This window comes from Kitasatospora sp. NPDC096204 (genome assembly GCF_044763205.1).
Classification (GTDB): domain Bacteria; phylum Actinomycetota; class Actinomycetes; order Streptomycetales; family Streptomycetaceae; genus Kitasatospora.
Window position 1 is genome coordinate 1 of sequence record NZ_JBIWFT010000057.1, and the last position, 14,833, is coordinate 14,833.

Annotated in this window: 11 protein-coding genes; 4 read left to right on the forward strand and 7 right to left on the reverse strand. The window is 74.4% G+C overall.

Translation table 11 applies throughout. The features are described 5' to 3' along the window. Positions 1 to 516: 516 nt before the first annotated feature. The 4 genes from ACIQ87_RS37380 to ACIQ87_RS37395 all read right to left on the reverse strand — a co-directional run bounded on the left by ACIQ87_RS37380 (position 517) and on the right by ACIQ87_RS37395 (position 5,188). The gene (locus ACIQ87_RS37380) at positions 517 to 2,163 is read right to left on the reverse strand and encodes a polyamine aminopropyltransferase (protein WP_402416087.1); all 1,647 of its coding nucleotides are present in this window, start codon (positions 2,161 to 2,163) and stop codon (positions 517 to 519) included. Between the two features lie 154 nt (positions 2,164 to 2,317). Beyond that, positions 2,318 to 2,848: a DUF2617 family protein gene (locus tag ACIQ87_RS37385; RefSeq protein ID WP_402416090.1), complete on the reverse strand. Its 531-nt coding sequence runs from the start codon at positions 2,846 to 2,848 to the stop codon at positions 2,318 to 2,320. A gap of 501 nt (positions 2,849 to 3,349) precedes the next feature. Beyond that, complete coding sequence (locus tag ACIQ87_RS37390; protein WP_402416092.1) at positions 3,350 to 4,510, reverse strand: pyridoxal phosphate-dependent aminotransferase; 1,161 nt, start codon at positions 4,508 to 4,510, stop codon at positions 3,350 to 3,352. A 120-nt stretch (positions 4,511 to 4,630) separates the two neighbouring features. Then, complete coding sequence (locus ACIQ87_RS37395) at positions 4,631 to 5,188, reverse strand: YbjN domain-containing protein (RefSeq protein WP_392868552.1); 558 nt, start codon at positions 5,186 to 5,188, stop codon at positions 4,631 to 4,633. 414 nt (positions 5,189 to 5,602) lie between these two features. On the opposite strand from ACIQ87_RS37395, the gene ACIQ87_RS37400 reads away from it, so the two are divergent. Continuing rightward, the gene (locus tag ACIQ87_RS37400) at positions 5,603 to 5,884 is read left to right on the forward strand and encodes a helix-turn-helix domain-containing protein (RefSeq protein ID WP_402416096.1); all 282 of its coding nucleotides are present in this window, start codon (positions 5,603 to 5,605) and stop codon (positions 5,882 to 5,884) included. A gap of 107 nt (positions 5,885 to 5,991) precedes the next feature. Here the strand turns inward: ACIQ87_RS37400 and clpB are convergent, their stop codons facing one another. Further along, positions 5,992 to 8,598, reverse strand: coding sequence for an ATP-dependent chaperone ClpB (gene clpB / locus ACIQ87_RS37405; protein WP_402416098.1), 2,607 nt, complete (start codon positions 8,596 to 8,598; stop codon positions 5,992 to 5,994). 72 nt (positions 8,599 to 8,670) lie between these two features. Continuing rightward, positions 8,671 to 9,603: a LysR family transcriptional regulator gene (locus tag ACIQ87_RS37410; protein WP_402416101.1), complete on the reverse strand. Its 933-nt coding sequence runs from the start codon at positions 9,601 to 9,603 to the stop codon at positions 8,671 to 8,673. 70 nt (positions 9,604 to 9,673) lie between these two features. Here ACIQ87_RS37410 and ACIQ87_RS37415 point away from each other — a divergent pair, with 70 nt between their 5' ends. The 3 genes from ACIQ87_RS37415 to ACIQ87_RS37425 all read left to right on the forward strand — a co-directional run bounded on the left by ACIQ87_RS37415 (position 9,674) and on the right by ACIQ87_RS37425 (position 13,443). After that, positions 9,674 to 10,789, forward strand: a complete 1,116-nt coding sequence (locus ACIQ87_RS37415) for a TDT family transporter (RefSeq protein ID WP_402416103.1) — start codon at positions 9,674 to 9,676, stop codon at positions 10,787 to 10,789. A gap of 721 nt (positions 10,790 to 11,510) precedes the next feature. Beyond that, positions 11,511 to 12,497 carry a LuxR C-terminal-related transcriptional regulator gene (locus ACIQ87_RS37420; protein WP_402416106.1) on the forward strand — a complete coding sequence of 329 codons (987 nt, stop codon included), beginning with the start codon at positions 11,511 to 11,513 and terminating at the stop codon, positions 12,495 to 12,497. Further along, the gene (locus ACIQ87_RS37425) at positions 12,487 to 13,443 is read left to right on the forward strand and encodes a LuxR C-terminal-related transcriptional regulator (RefSeq protein ID WP_402416109.1); all 957 of its coding nucleotides are present in this window, start codon (positions 12,487 to 12,489) and stop codon (positions 13,441 to 13,443) included. Before ACIQ87_RS37420 ends, ACIQ87_RS37425 begins: the two co-directional genes overlap by 11 nt. Before the next feature lie 490 nt (positions 13,444 to 13,933). On the opposite strand, the gene ACIQ87_RS37430 is transcribed toward ACIQ87_RS37425, so the two are convergent. Beyond that, on the reverse strand, positions 13,934 to 14,551 hold the full coding sequence (locus tag ACIQ87_RS37430) for a hypothetical protein (RefSeq protein ID WP_051709310.1): 618 nt from the start codon (positions 14,549 to 14,551) through the stop codon (positions 13,934 to 13,936). Between the last annotated feature and the right edge of the window lie 282 nt (positions 14,552 to 14,833).

Here is a 14,833-nt window from a genome sequence, read left to right on the forward strand (position 1 = left end):
GCTGGAGCAACCGCTGGATGGGCGCTCTGAACGCCTTCGACATGGCCTTCGACGGCCGCCTGTCAGCCGGACGGGCGTAGGCCACTCGGCCCACAGCCGACGACAAGATCAACAGCTAGTCCAAACGGGTGTCGTACACCGGAATCCTGATAGTCCCCCCCGGCGCGGACGCGGGGCCGTGGTGTGGCTTGGTGCGCCTGCCGTGTCGGGGGGCGGTGGTCTGGGGTGGCGGTGTGGGTGGGCGTCGCGCGACGGGGAGCCGGGAGTGTGGTGGGCCCGGGCCCGGATGTGGGGCCGTGGTGTGGCTTCGTGGTGTGGCGTGGTGTGTTTGCCGTGCCGGGGGCGGTCCGCTCCCGTACGAGGCGAGGCGGCGGCTCGGCGGCCCGTTCTCCTCCGTCCCGTCGCCGCTTCGGCGGGGCCGAAGCGGCGACGGCGGCGTTCGGGCTCTCCGCGTGGGAAGCCGGCGGGACCGACCTCCCACGGCGCCGCCTTCCCCCGGTGGCTCGGCCGGTCGCCTCAGCGTGGGCCGAGGAGGGTGAGGGCGGCCGGGGGGTGGGTGGGACGGAGGGCGGTGAGGCGGGCGGTGGTGGTGCGGAGGGTGTCGGGGGTGAGGGCGCGGGGTGGCGGGGCGTCGGGGGCGAGGGTGAGCCGGGGGCGGCCGGCGGCGGCGAGGAGGAAGTTCCGGGCGTCGCCCGGCGGGCCGGGCCGGCAGGTGGCGGTGGGGCTGTCCGGGACGGCGTACGGGGCGGTCTGGAGGCCCGCCGCGCGCAGGCCGGACTCGATCTGCCAGAGGCCGTCCGGGTCGCTCCCGGCGCGGACGGCGATCCGCCCGTCGGGGGAGAGCAGCCGGGTGGCGAGGCCGTAGAACTCCTGGGAGTGGAACTTGACCGGCCCGCCGTCGGCCGGGGCCGGGAGGTCGGCGAGCACCACGTCGTACGGCCCGTCCCCGCCGGGGGCGCCGGCGCCGCGCAGCCAGGCCAGCGGGTCGGCCGCGGTGGTGCGGACCCGGGGGTCGTCCAGCGAGTGGCCGTCGAGGGCGGCGAGCCCGGGGTCGGTGCGGGCCAGCCGGGGGAGGACGGGGTCGGCGTCGACCAGCCGGACGGTGCGGACGCCCCGGTGCCGCAGCACCTCCCGCAGAGCCGTCCCGTCGCCGCCGCCGAGCAGCAGGACCCGGGTGTCCGGGCCGGCCGCCATGGCGGGGTGGACCAGGCCCTCGCTGCTGCGGTACTCGTCGGGCCCGCAGACCGCGAGCCGGCCGTCCAGGTAGAGCCGGAGGGGGCCCTCGGCGGGGCCGGTGAGCACGATCTCCTGGTGCCGGCTGCGGATCGCGTAGCGGACCTGGTCGCCGTACAGGGCGTGCCGGGCGGCGCGTTCGACGGCCTCGGAGCTGGCCGCGGCCGCCGCGAGCAGGCCGAGGACCAGCAGGCAGCCGCCCCACAGCAGCCGGCGTATCCGGGGGGCCGGTTCCTCGCGGAACAGCCAGAGCACCACGGCGGCCCCGGCGACGGCGTTGACGGCGCCGGTGAGCAGCGCGCCGTCGCCCGGTCCGAGGGCGGGCAGGATCAGGAACGGGAAGGCGAGGCCGCCGATCAGCGCGCCCACGTAGTCGGCGGCGAACAGGTCGGCGACGGCCCGCCCGGCGTCCTCGCGCCGGATCCGCTGGATGAGGGTCATCAGCAGGGGGATCTCGGCGCCGATCAGGATGCCGATCAGGCAGGTGAGGCCGACCATGGCGGCCTGGTAGCGGCCGAGCCAGGCCCAGCAGGAGTAGAGCGCGAGGACGGAGAGTCCGCCGGTGAGCGCGAGCGCGCACTCGACGGCGGCGAAGGCGGTGGCGGGCCGGCTGGTGAGCCGTTTGGCGAGCAGCGAGCCGAGGCCCATCGCGAACACCATGACGGAGAGCACGACGGAGGTTTGGGTGACCGTGTCCCCGAGCAGGTAGTCGCCGAGCGCCACGAGTTCGAGCTCGTAGACGAGTCCGCAGGCCGCGCAGACGAACGCGGCCAGCAGGACGGCCAGGCGGGCGAGCCGGGGGCGGGAGCGCAGCCGGGATGGACGGCGGGCGGGCAGGAGTGGGGCGAGGCCTCGCCCGGGCCGGGGTGGGGCGCCGTCGTCGAGGTCCACTCGCGGGCGTGCGGGCGGACCGGCCGGATGGTTGATCACGAACAAACGCTAGGGGACGTGCGGGATGGATCGCTGCGCCCATCCGACGGACAGTGAGCGACGTCGGATTGACGAACCGTTCCTGCGTACGATTCGCAGGCCCGCGCTGGACGGCCTACGGCCGGATCGGTGTTCCGGTCCGGGCTTGGGACGGTCATGCCCCGGACACCACCAGCGAGGAGCGGGTGCACACCAGCTGCCCCTCCTGCGGGTAGGCGTGCCAGGTGCGCCAGAGCAGCCGGTCCGCGCCGCCCTGGGTGACCAGCGCGGTGAAGGCGCTCGGGTCGCCCGGGAAGACCCCGGCGAGGCCGCGCGGGTGCCCCTCGACGAGGGCCAGCAGCTCCTGGGCGCGGGCCGCGAAGTCGTGCGGTGGCAGCGCCTCGATGCGGGCGGCGAACTCGTACTCCCAGCCGCCGACCTGCTTGGCCACCCGGGCCGGCAGCGGGGTGCGGCGGCCGGGCAGGCAGGCGACGGTCTCCAGGCACTGGCCGGGGCCGGCGTCGATCACCACCTGGTGGGAGGCGCCCAGCAGGCGCAGCTGGAGGGTGCCGGACGCGCCCGGGCGGCCGCCTCCGTCGAGTCTCAGGTCGCGGACGGCGAGCGCGGGCAGTGGGTCGCCGCCGAGGCACCAGGCGAGGTCACCGGCGCGGGTGTCCGTGTAGGAGGTCTGCAGTGTGGTGAGCATGCTCGGCTCCGCGTTTCAGCTCCGTGCGCGCCCGCCGAGCAGCAGCGAGTAGGCCTAGGCGATGGCGAGGCTGTTCGTGGCTGTGCGGCCCTGGGCGCGGCCGACCGTGGAAGGAAGGATTCCGGCTGGAGATTCAGCAGCAGAGAAGCACGAATACGCCGGGTCCGCCGGTGATTTACCCAACTTTGTCAAGCATTCACCGTTTAGGGCACATCTGCTTCCCGGGTCTGATCGAGTCCATGTGCGAGTCTGCACAGCGCGCGCCCCTATCACCGGATTGTGCGCCGTGCGCGCCGGGTGTGCGCTGTTCGGGTGCAGCACACACCGCCGCCCTCCGGGCGCGGGGCGTGGAGGGCGGCAGGGGAGTGCCTGGAGAGGCGGCCAGGATGTCTCGATTGAGGCAAACAGGCAAGCTGATCAAGGAAGTTGATGATCCATCAGAACTGGTGTCGGGTCATGGACGCCTCTGTTCGACGGGAGTGAAAGGGGGCGTGCGGCCCCTCACAGGCGCCGTAGACGGGTGACGGCCTCCTGAAGAACCTCGTCCTTTTTGCAGAAAGTGAAGCGGACCAGGCTACGGCCGGCGTCCACGTCGTCGTAGAACACCGCGTTCGGAATGGCGACGACGCCGCAACGGCCGGGCAGGGCGCGGCAGAACTCGATGCCGTCCTTCTCGCCGAGCGGGGTGATGTCGGTGGTGACGAAGTACGTGCCCTCGGGCGTGAAGGCGCGGAAGCCCGCCGCGCCGAGGCCGTCGACCAGCAGGTCGCGCTTGCGCAGCAGGTCGGCGCGGAGGGTGTCGAAATAGCTGTCGGGGAGCCGGAGGGCCTCCGCGACGGCGTACTGGAAGGGGCCGGCGCTGACGTAGGTGAGGTACTGCTTCGCGGTGCGCACGGCCGCGACCAGGTCCGGGCTCGCGGTGACCCAGCCGACCTTCCAGCCGGTGAAGGAGAAGGTCTTGCCGGCCGAGGAGATGGTGACGGTGCGCTCGCGCATGCCGGGCAGCGCGGCGATCGGGTGGTGGGTGGTGCCGAACACCAGGTGTTCGTAGACCTCGTCGGTGACGACCAACAGGTCGTGCTCGACGGCGAGTTCGGCGATTCCGCGCAGTTCCTCGGCGGTGAGGACGGTGCCGGTCGGGTTGTGCGGGGTGTTGATCAGCAGCAGCCGGGTGCGCGGGGTGACCAGCGAGCGCAGCTCGTCGAGGTCGGGGCGGAAGGAGGGGGCCCGCAGGGTGAGCGGGACACGGGTGGCGCCGGACATCGCGATGCAGGCGGCGTAGGAGTCGTAGAAGGGTTCGAGGGCGATCACCTCGTCGCCGGGCTCCAGCAGGGCCAGCAGGGTGGCGGCGATGGCCTCGGTGGCGCCGGCGGTGACCAGCACCTCGGTGTCCGGGTCGTACGTGAGGCCGTGGAAGCGCTGCTGGTGCTCGGCGATCGCGGTGCGCAGCTCGGGGATGCCGGGGCCGGGCGGGTACTGGTTGCCGCGGCCCTCGCGCAGGGCCCGTACGGCCGCCTCGCGGACCTCCTCGGGCCCGTCGGTGTCCGGGAAGCCCTGGCCGAGGTTGATCGAACCGGTGGCCGTGGCCAGCGCGGACATCTCGGCGAAGACCGTCGTGCCCATCCCGGCCAGTCGGCGGTTCAGCAGTGGCCTGGTACCCATCGGTGGCTCCTCGCGGCTCGTCGTCAGGGCCATCCTGGGACAGTCGGGAGCCGGGGACAAGAACGGCCCGCCACCGCGCGGAGGCGGTGGCGGGCCGGACCGGAGTGCCGGGGAGCGGGATCAGGCCTCGTCGGTGCCCTCGGTGCCCTCGCCGTCCTCGCCCTCGATCTCGTTCTGGAGGCCGAGGCGCTCGACGATCCACTGCTCGAAGCCGACCGCGGCCTGGGTCCAGTTGGCGGTGGTGGTGACGAAGTAGTCCAGGTTGACGCCGGTGCCGACGATCATCTGGGCCTCGCCGATCAGGCGGACCACGCCGTCCTCGTGGGTGTGGGTGTACACCTTGGGCCAGAGGGTCTCGCGGTTCCACTCGTCGATCAGGTCGAGGATCTCGCCCTTCTTCTCCAGCGGGTACGCGCGGTCGTAGAAGGCGCGGACCGCGAAGAGCTCCTTCTGCTCGCCGCGGAACATGTAGTAGACGCGGAAGCCCTCCCAGGGGGCGGTGAGGTCGCCCTCCTCGTCCACGACGTGCTTGAGCTGCATCTGGTCCAGCAGCTGGGTGACCAGGGCCTGGTCCGGGACGATGATCGGCGGCGGGCCGGCCGGCCGACCGCCCTGGCCGCCGGGCTGGCCGCCCTGGGGAACGCCGAAGGACGGGATGGACGACGGGTCGATGCTCATGGGGGTCCTCTTCCTCAGTGCACGTGGTGGCCGGCAATGAGAGGCCGCCCTTTCCACCTCCCATCCTGCCTCATTCGGGGCTTCGCTCACAGGGGCACCCGGGGGCGTGTGGATCTTCGTCCGGTGTTCGTCCCCGCGTTCTTCCCGGCGTTCTTCCACCGGTTCTCCCGGCTGCCGTCCGGCGGTTCCGGTGGCGGGTTCGAGGGGTGGCGGTCACGCAGGGTGTTCGGGGCGGGGGCGGGCCGTCCGCGGGGGGCGCGTGAGCCACGTCACGCGCCCGGCGCGCCGGTTCGGCTGCCGCGCCGGCCGGTTGCGGTTAGCGTGCGACGGAACTCGCTTCGATCAAATCCCGGCCGGGCCGGGGGAGTTGGGCCGTCCTGAGGTGGACTGTCCGGAATTGAGGGGGGAACAGGAGTGGGTGGAGCGGCGACGGGGGACGGCGCATCGCTCGGGGCGCTGCTGCGGAGCATCCGGCTGGACCGGGGCATGACGCAGGAGCGGCTGGGCGAGGCGACCGGGCTGAGCGTGCGGTCGATCAGGGACCTGGAACGGGGGATCTCCTGCCCGCGGGTGTCCACGCTCCGGCTGCTGACCCAGGCCTGGGGCCTGCCGGACGCCCAGGTGGCCGAGCTGCACCGGCTGGCGCGCAGCCGGCGGGACCGGACGCGGCGGCTGCTGCGGCAGGCGGCGAAGTGACGCCCGCCGGGTGAGGCCGGCCGGGTGACGCCGGGCGCGGAAGCGGAGCGGGCCGCCCCCGCCGCCGGAGCGGAGGGAGCGGCCCGTGCGCCGGACGCCCGGCGGTACTACTTCTCCAGCGGACCCCGGCCGCGGACGGTGAGGCGGTCGCCCTCCTCGTCCCGCTCGACCACGACGGTGTCCCCGTCGTGCACCGCGCCGGACAGGATCGCCCGGGCGAGCTGGTCGCCGATCGCGGACTGCACCAGCCGGCGCAGCGGGCGGGCGCCGTACGCCGGGTCGTAGCCGGTGAGCGCCAGCCAGTCGCGGGCGGCCTCGGAGACCTCCAGGGTGAGCCGCCGTTCCTGCAGGCGCTCGCCCAGGCGGGCCACCTGGAGGTCGACGATCCGGCTGAGCTCGCCGGTGCCCAGCGGCTCGAAGACCACGATGTCGTCCAGCCGGTTGAGGAACTCCGGCTTGAACGCGGACCGGACGGCGCCCAGCACCAGCTCCCGCTTCTCCGCCTCCGGGGTGGTCGGGTCGACCAGGTACTGGCTGCCCAGGTTGGAGGTGAGGATCAGGATGGCGTTGCGGAAGTCCACCGTGCGGCCCTGGCCGTCGGTGAGCCGGCCGTCGTCCAGCACCTGGAGCAGGACGTCGAAGACCTCCGGGTGCGCCTTCTCCACCTCGTCCAGCAGGACCACGCTGTACGGGCGGCGGCGGACGGCCTCGGTGAGCTGGCCGCCCTCCTCGTAGCCGACGTACCCGGGCGGGGCGCCGACCAGACGGGAGACCGAGTGCTTCTCGCCGTACTCGCTCATGTCGATCCGGACCATCGCCCGCTCGTCGTCGAACAGGAAGTCGGCCAGGGCCTTGGCGAGTTCGGTCTTGCCGACGCCGGTCGGGCCGAGGAAGAGGAAGGAGCCGGTCGGGCGGTCCGGGTCGGCGATGCCGGAGCGGGTGCGCCGCACCGCGTCCGAGACGGCCTGCACGGCCTCCTTCTGGCCGATCAGGCGCCTGCCCAACTCCTCCTCCATGCGCAGGAGTTTGGCGCTCTCGCCCTCCAGCAGCCGACCGGCCGGGATGCCCGTCCAGGAGGCGACCACGTCGGCCACGTCGTCCGGGCCGACCTCCTCCTTGACCATCGAGGCGGAGGCGTCCTGGTCCGCGGCGCGCTCCTGGGCGTCGGTGAGCTCCTTCTCGGCGGCCGGGATCTCGGCGTACATCAGCTTGGACGCCCGCTCGAAGTCCCCGTCCCGCTGGGCGCGTTCGAGCGCGCCGTGCAGGTCGTCCAGCCGCTCCTTGAGCTCGCCGACCCGGTTGAGGCTCTTCTTCTCCTGCTCCCAGCGCGCCGTCAGCACGCTCAACTGCTCGTTCCGGTCGGCGAGGTCGCGCCGCAGCCGGGCCAGCCGGTCCACCGAGGCCGGGTCCGACTCCTTCTCCAGGGCGAGCTCCTCCATCCGCAACCGGTCGACGGAGCGCTGGAGTTCGTCGATCTCGACCGGGGAGGAGTCGATCTCCATCCGCAGCCGGGAGGCCGCCTCGTCGACCAGGTCGATCGCCTTGTCGGGCAGGAAGCGGGAGGTGATGTAGCGGTTGGACAGGGTGGCCGCGGCGACCAGGGCGGCGTCCGAGATCTGCACCTTGTGGTGCGCCTCGTACCGGCCCTTGAGCCCGCGCAGGATGGCGATCGAGTCCTCCACGCTGGGCTCGCCGACCAGCACCTGCTGGAAGCGGCGCTCCAGGGCCGGGTCCTTCTCGATCCGCTCGCGGTACTCGTCCAGCGTGGTGGCGCCGACCATCCGCAGCTCGCCACGGGCCAGCATCGGCTTGAGCATGTTGCCCGCGTCCATCGCGGAGTCGCCGCCGGCGCCCGCGCCGACCATGGTGTGCAGCTCGTCGATGAAGGTGACGACCTGGCCGTCGGAGGACTTGATGTCGTTCAGGACGGCCTTCAGCCGCTCCTCGAACTCACCGCGGAACTTGGCTCCCGCGACCATCGCGCCGAGGTCCAGCGCGACCAGCCGCTTGCCGCGCAGCGACTCCGGCACGTCGCCGGCCACGATGCGCTGGGCCAGGCCCTCGACCACGGCGGTCTTGCCGACGCCGGGCTCGCCGATCAGCACCGGGTTGTTCTTCGTCCGGCGGGAGAGCACCTGGACCACCCGGCGGATCTCGTGGTCGCGGCCGATCACCGGGTCGAGCTTGCCGTCCCGGGCGGCCTGGGTGAGGTCGGTGCCGTACTTCTCCAGGGCCTTGTAGGTGCCCTCGGGGTCCGGCGAGGTGACCTTGCCGCTGCCCCGGACGTCCTTGAACGCGGCGAGCAGCGCCTTCGGCGTGGCGCCCTGGTGCACCAGCAGCTCGGCCACGGCGCCGCCCTCGGCGGCCAGGCCGACCATCAGGTGCTCGGTGGAGACGTACTGGTCGTCCAGGTCGTCCGCGCGCTTGCCGGCCTCGGTGAGCACCGCGATGGTGTCCCGGGCGAGCTGCGGCGCGGCGACCGTCGAGCCCATCGCGCTGGGCAGCGCTGCGGCCTGGCGGCGGGCCTCGGCGTCGATCCGGGTGACGTCCGCCCCGACCGCCTCCAGCAGGGGCCGGGCGATGCCCTCGGGCTGCTCCAGCAGGGCGATCAGGATGTGCACCGGCCTGACGTCCGGGTTGCCGGCCGTGCCCGCCTGCCGGATCGCGGCGGCCAGGGCGTCCTGCGTCTTGGTGGTGAACTTGCTGGCGTCCACTGCTGGGGGGTCCTCCCTCGTCGTCCTTCACTGCTGCTACGTACAGCATGCACTATGTTGAGTCTATTCCGCTCAACTTTTGCTCGTCGGATTCCGGACGGCCGCCCGCCGGGTCAGTCCCAGCAGCTCCCGGGCCGGTCCGCCCGGCCGCTGCCCGGCCGGCCAGACCGCGCGCAGCGGCCGCCGCAGGTCCAGCTCCTGCGCCAGCGGCACCTCGACCAGCCGCCGGGTGGCCAGCTCCTCCGTCACCGCCAGCTCGCTCAGGCAGACCGGCCCCGCCCCGGTCATCGCCGCCGCCTTCAGCGCGGTGGACGAGGCCAGCTCCATCCGGGGCCGCGCCACGCCCCCGTACGGCCGCAGGGCCGTCTCCAGCACCTCCCGGGTCCCCGAGCCGGGCTCGCGCAGCGTCAGTGGGGTGGCCGCCAGCTCGGCCCCGGTCAGCGGGGCGCGGCGGCGGGCCCAGGGGTGGCCCGGCGCCACCACGACCACCAGCCGGTCCGCCGCCACCACGGCGCCGGCCAGCCCGGGCGGGGCTGACGGGCCCTCGACGAAGCCGAGGTCGGCGTCCCCGGCCAGGACGTGCCCGGCGACCTCCGCCGAGTTCGCCGTCCGCAGCGTCACCGCCGTCCCCGGGCTGGCCTCGGACAGGCTCAGCAGCCAGCCGGGCATCAGGTACTCGGCGACGGTCAGGCTGGCCACCACCCGCAGCTTGGCGTCCCGCCGCTCGCGCAGCGCGTCGATCCCGGCGTCCAGTGCCTGCGCCGCCTCCACCACCTGCCGGGCCCACTCGACCACCAGTCGGCCGGCCTCGGTCGGCCGGCTGCCCCGGGGCGAGCGGTCCAGCAGCGGGACGCCGATCTGCCGCTCCATGCCCTTGATCCGGGCGCTGGCGGTCGGCTGGCTGACGCCCAGCTCGGCCGCCGCCCGTCCGACGCTGCCCAGCCGGGCCACCGCGAGCAGCAGTTCCAGGGCGCCGAGTTCGGGGACGTGCGAGGAGAGAGCCATAGGTTCAGGCTATGCCCCCATAGGAGCCCCGGCGCTACCGGCCGCCCGGCCCAACGGCGACGGTAGGGACATGTCCACTTTGGCCGGTATCCGCCCCCTCGCCCGCCCCGCCGCCGTCCGCCTCCGGCCGGACCTCGCCCAGCTCGGCCCCAACTGGTACGCCGCCGTGATGGGCACCGCGATCCTGGCGAACGGCGCCGCCGTCCTCCCGGTGCGGCTGCCCGGGCTGACCGGCTTCGGCGAGGTGATGTGGGCGCTCGCGCTGGCCGCCCTGCTGGTGCTGGTCGGGGCCCGGCTGGTCCACCTCACCCGGCACCGCGAGGCGGCCCGCGCCCAGCTGCTGGACAACCCGGCCACCGCGGTCTTCTACGGCTGCCCGCCGATGGCGCTGCTGGCGGTCGGGCTGGGCACCCTGCTGCTCGGCTCCCGGGTCATCGGCACCGGCCCGGCGGTCGCCCTGGACGCGGTGCTGTGGACCCTCGGCACGGTGTACGCGCTCGCGGTGGCCGGCGGCATCCCGTACCTGATGATCACCCGGCACCCGGTCTCCGCCCTGGAGGCCAACCCGACCTGGCTGCTGCCGGTGGTCGCCCCGCTGGTCGCCTCCGCCTGCGGCCCCGCGCTCGTCCCCCACCTGCCGGCCGGCACGCCCCAGCAGGCCATGCTGTACGGCTGCTGGGCGCTGTTCGGGGTCGGCCTGCTGGCCACGCTGGTGCTGCTGCCGGTGGTGTTCACCGGGCTGTTCCACAGCAAGCTGCCCGCCCTGGCGCTCACCCCCTCGCTGTTCCTGGTGCTCGGCCCGCTCGGCCAGTCCGTCACCGCGGTCCACCAGCTCGCCGACGCCGCCCGCCCGGTGCTGCCCGCCCTGGCGCCCGCCATGGTCGACCTCGCCGAGCTGTACGGGGTGGCGGTGATCGGCGTCGCGATGCTCTGGCTGGCCGTCGCGCTCACCGCGAACCTGCGCGCCCGGCGGGCCGGGATGCCGTTCGCGATGACCTGGTGGGCGTACACCTTCCCGGTCGGCACCTGCGTCACCGGCGCCTCGGCGCTCGCCCGGCACACCGGCTTCGCGGGCTTCGGCGGGCTGGCCCTCGGCCTGTACCTGCTGCTGGCGCTCGCCTGGGTGCTCGCCGCGGGCGGCACCGCGGCCGGGCTGGCCCGGGGCCGGCTGCTGGGGCGGGTCTGACCGCCGGGGCGGGGCCGACCGCCGGGACCGGGCCGACCGCCGGGACCGGGCCGACCGCCGGGACTGGTTCGACACCTCCCGCCGCCGCGCCCCGACGCACGGCCCGGGAACACGCCGCCGGTGCAGGAACGTGCACCGCGCGCGGCCGCCCGGTGCGGCCGCCGGGGGGCACCGACACCCCTCACCGGCCGCGGTTCCCACCGGAGTCCGCCCCACCGCCCGAGGCGCCGCACCCGGGCCGGCTGCAGATTGCTGCAATTGCGCGAACCTGCACTCGGGCGGCACTTGTTCACCGGCCGTCACGCTGTGAGGGTGGAGGCACGCCAAGTCGTCCGGGCAACCGCAGCCCGATGACGGCGGCTGGCTCTTCATACTGACCGCCGGTGCGACTCGCGCACCGGTGGAACGGGGGGGAAGAGCACCGGACCGGGGTTCATGTGTGGTGATGGCCCCCGGACCGGACCCGTCGAGGCGTTGCTGCTCCGCTTCGACGGGAGCGCTTGGGCTTGGCGTACCGATGGCGGCCCCCGGACGAACCGGCGTGCGACGGCACCCGGCCCGGGGGCCCGCCGCACCGACCGGTACCGTGACCGCCTGTTCCATGATCACGACGTGCCGGCCCACCGGTACCGTGGGCCCGCCCGGCCCGCCGGTGCCACGGCCCGCGCGGCGGGGAGCACGGGCAGTACCAGGGACAGGCGTCCGGCAGGGAGAGTGGGACGTGACGGGGGACCCGGCGGTCACACCGCACCACGGGCCGGTGGGCGAGGAACCCGACGAGGCCGCCCGCCAGCTCTACCTGGCCATCATCGCCGAGGGCGGCCGCGTCCCCATCGCCGAGGTCGCGGACGTCGACCGGGACGCGCTGCAACAGCTCATCGACATCGGCCTGTTGATGGTCAACCGGATGGACCGCTGCTTCACCGCGGTCAGCCCGCGCTCGGTCAGCGACCGCCTCGGCGCCGAACTGCGCAGCGAGGCCACCCGGCTGCTGGTCCGCGCGGAGAACCTCCCGGGCGCCCTGGACGGCCTCACCCGGGCCTACGACGCGATGCCCCGCCCGACCGACCGGGCCGGCGCCGCCGTGCACGTCGAGGGGCACGTCCACATCCGCCAGCGGATCTCCCAGCTGGTCTCCGACTGCCGATCCGAGGTGCTCACCGCGCAGCCCGGCCACCGGCCCGCCGACACCCTCCAGGTCGCCCTCCTCCAGGACGTCCAACTGCTGCAGCGCGGCTGCTCGTTGCGCACCATCTACCAGCCGGTCGCGTTCGCCGACCCGCCCGCGCTCGCCTACGCCGAGGAGGTCACCCGGCACGGCTCGCTCATCCGCGTGCTCGACGAGCCCTTCCAGCGGCTGATCGTCTTCGACCGCTCCGTCGCCGTGATCTCCGCCAACGACGACAACAGCACCGCCGCCTTCATCACCGACCCGGCCACCATCACCTACCTGGTCGGCGGCTTCGAACGCGACTGGGCCCGCGCCGACACCGCCGAGGCCGCTTTTGCCCAGGCACCCGCCCGCACCATCCCCGACCGGGTCGGCCGGCTGCTCGCCCGCGGCCTCACCCAGCGGGCCGTCGCCACCCGGCTGGGCCTGAGCGAGCGCACCGTCGCCGCCCACATCTCCCGGCTGCGCGACCGCTACGGCGCGCAGACCCTCTTCCAGCTCGGCTGGCTGATGCGAGGCGCCCGCGATGACCGATGAACCGGGCCCGGCCGAGCGGGCCCTCTACCTCGCCGCCGTCCGGGGCGGCGGCCGACTGCGCCCGGAGGACCTCGCCCCCGCCGACCGCCCGGCCCTGGCCGCGCTCGTCGCCCGCGGCCTGCTCACCCCCACCGCCACCGGCTGGACCGCCGCCGGCCCGCGCGCCCTCGGCGACCGGATCGGCGTCGAACTGCGCACCCGCGCCCTGCGGCTGCTGCGGCACGCCGAGCGGCTCCCGGCCACCCTCGGCCCGCTGGCCCGCGCCTACGACGAGGCCCGCCACCCGGTCGGGGCGCCGTCCGTGGGCCCCTCGGCCGGGTGTCCGGGGGCCGGCGTCGTCGTCGACACCGCCGAGGTCCGCGGCCGGATCAGCGAGCTCATCTCGGAGTGCCGCGAGGAGGTGCTGGCCGCCCAGCCGGGGCTGCGTCCGCTCGAAGGGCTCCGGATGGCCCTCTCCCAGGACCTCTCGCTGCTCCGCCGCGGCTGCGCGCTGCGCACCGTCTACCAGTCGGTCACCCTCGCCGACCCCGCCGTGCGGAGCCAGGTGGCCCTGCGCACCGAGCAAGGCGCCCAGGTCCGGATCCTCGCCGAACCGTACGAGCGGGTGCTGGTCTTCGACCGGGTGGTGGCCGTCATCCCCGCCGCCGAGGACCGCAGCCGGGCCGTCTTCCTCACCGACCCCACCACCGTCGCCTACCTGGTGGCCCAGTTCGAACGCGACTGGGCCCGCGCCACCCCCGCCGACAGCCGCCTCGATCCGCCGCCCGTCACCACCGTCCGGATCGGCCGGCTGCTCGCCCGCGGCCTCACCCAGCGGGCCGTCGCCACCCGGCTGGGGGTCAGCGAGCGCACCGTCGCCGCCCACATCTCCCGGCTGCGCGACCGCTACGGCGCCCGTACCCTCTTCCACCTGGGCTGGCAGCTGCGGGGCGAGCACCGTGACTGACACCCCCGCCGGCGCGCTCCGCGCCGCCCACCCGCCGGAGGGCCTCGCCCGGGCCCACGACGCGGCGCCGGCCACGGAGGCGGGCCCGCGGAACCGGGTCCTCGGCGCCGGCTCCGGCTCCGGCCGGACGCCGGTCCTCGACCGCGCCGTCGCCGTGATCCCGGCGACCCCGGAGGACGGGGTCGCCGCCATGGTGGAGGATCCGGCGGCGGGCGGGTACCCGGTGGGCGTCCTCGAGCGGCGCCGGCGGCAGGCCCGGGTCGTGGACCGGGCCGCGCTGTTCGGCGGTGCGACGGTGCCCGCCGCCCACGAGGAGGTCGGACGGCCGCGTGCCCGGGGGCTCACGCGGCGGGCGATCGCCGTCCGGACGGGGCCGGGCGGACGCACCGTCGCCGGTCACCTCGCCCGGCCGCGTGAGCCGTACGACGCGGAGGCGCTGTTCCTACCGGACCGGCGGATGCGGGGAGCCCGGACGGGCCGTGACGGCCGCTCAGCCGGTGGCGGCGCCGGTCGGCCAGTAGCCGGGGACCGGGGGCTGCTGCCGGGGGACGTTGAACTGCTCGCCGGGGGCGGTCCAGAAGCCCTCGCGCAGGGAGAGCGCCATGCCCGCCCAGTCGAGCGCGGTCTCGACCGTGTGGTTGAGGGCCTCCTGCGACCAGGTGTCGTCGAAGACCAGCGGCAGGACGGGGGCGACCTGCTCGATGGTGGCGATCAGCGGGTTGTGGGTGATGGCCTCGTCGACCAGGAGGACGATCGGCTTGCGCAGCGCCGACGCCCAGCCGAGCTCCAGGCTCACGCCGGCCGAGAGGGGGGCCCCGACGTAGGCGAACACGAGGTCGGCGGACTGGAGGGCGCGGAAGTCGGAGGGGACGCGGGGCTCCGGCGCGCGGCCGGAGATGGTCCAGGCGTCGCTGTGGTGCGCGCTGTACACGGCGGCACCGCTGCGCAGCAGGGTGGTACGGAGCGTCGTCAGCCGCGTCCGGCTGGCGAGCGTCACCACACTGTCGGCCGGACCGGTCAGTCGCATCAGGGGGGCGGCCAGGAACACACGTGCACGCCGACCCTCAGGGGCCTGGCTGTCGTGGTGACGCAGGTAGGGCTCGGTCATGTCGACTCCGGGGAAAGGCCGACCGGGTGGTGATGTGGTGCCGGCGGGCGCTGAGGACAGTGGCTTTTGAGTCTGCGAGCGGAAGAGATCCGGCAGATATTTGACGGTACAGCGGCAAGTTCGCTATCTGTGCTGGACCATTGGGAGCGAACTGATCGTCTATCAGCGCGCGCGGCCGCGTCCAGCGTCCCGCCCTGTCATCTGGATGCCTGGCAGAGAGATGACGCTCCGGCCGGGGGGAGTGGGGATGGCACTCTCGCGGAAGGTGCGGCATCATGTGGA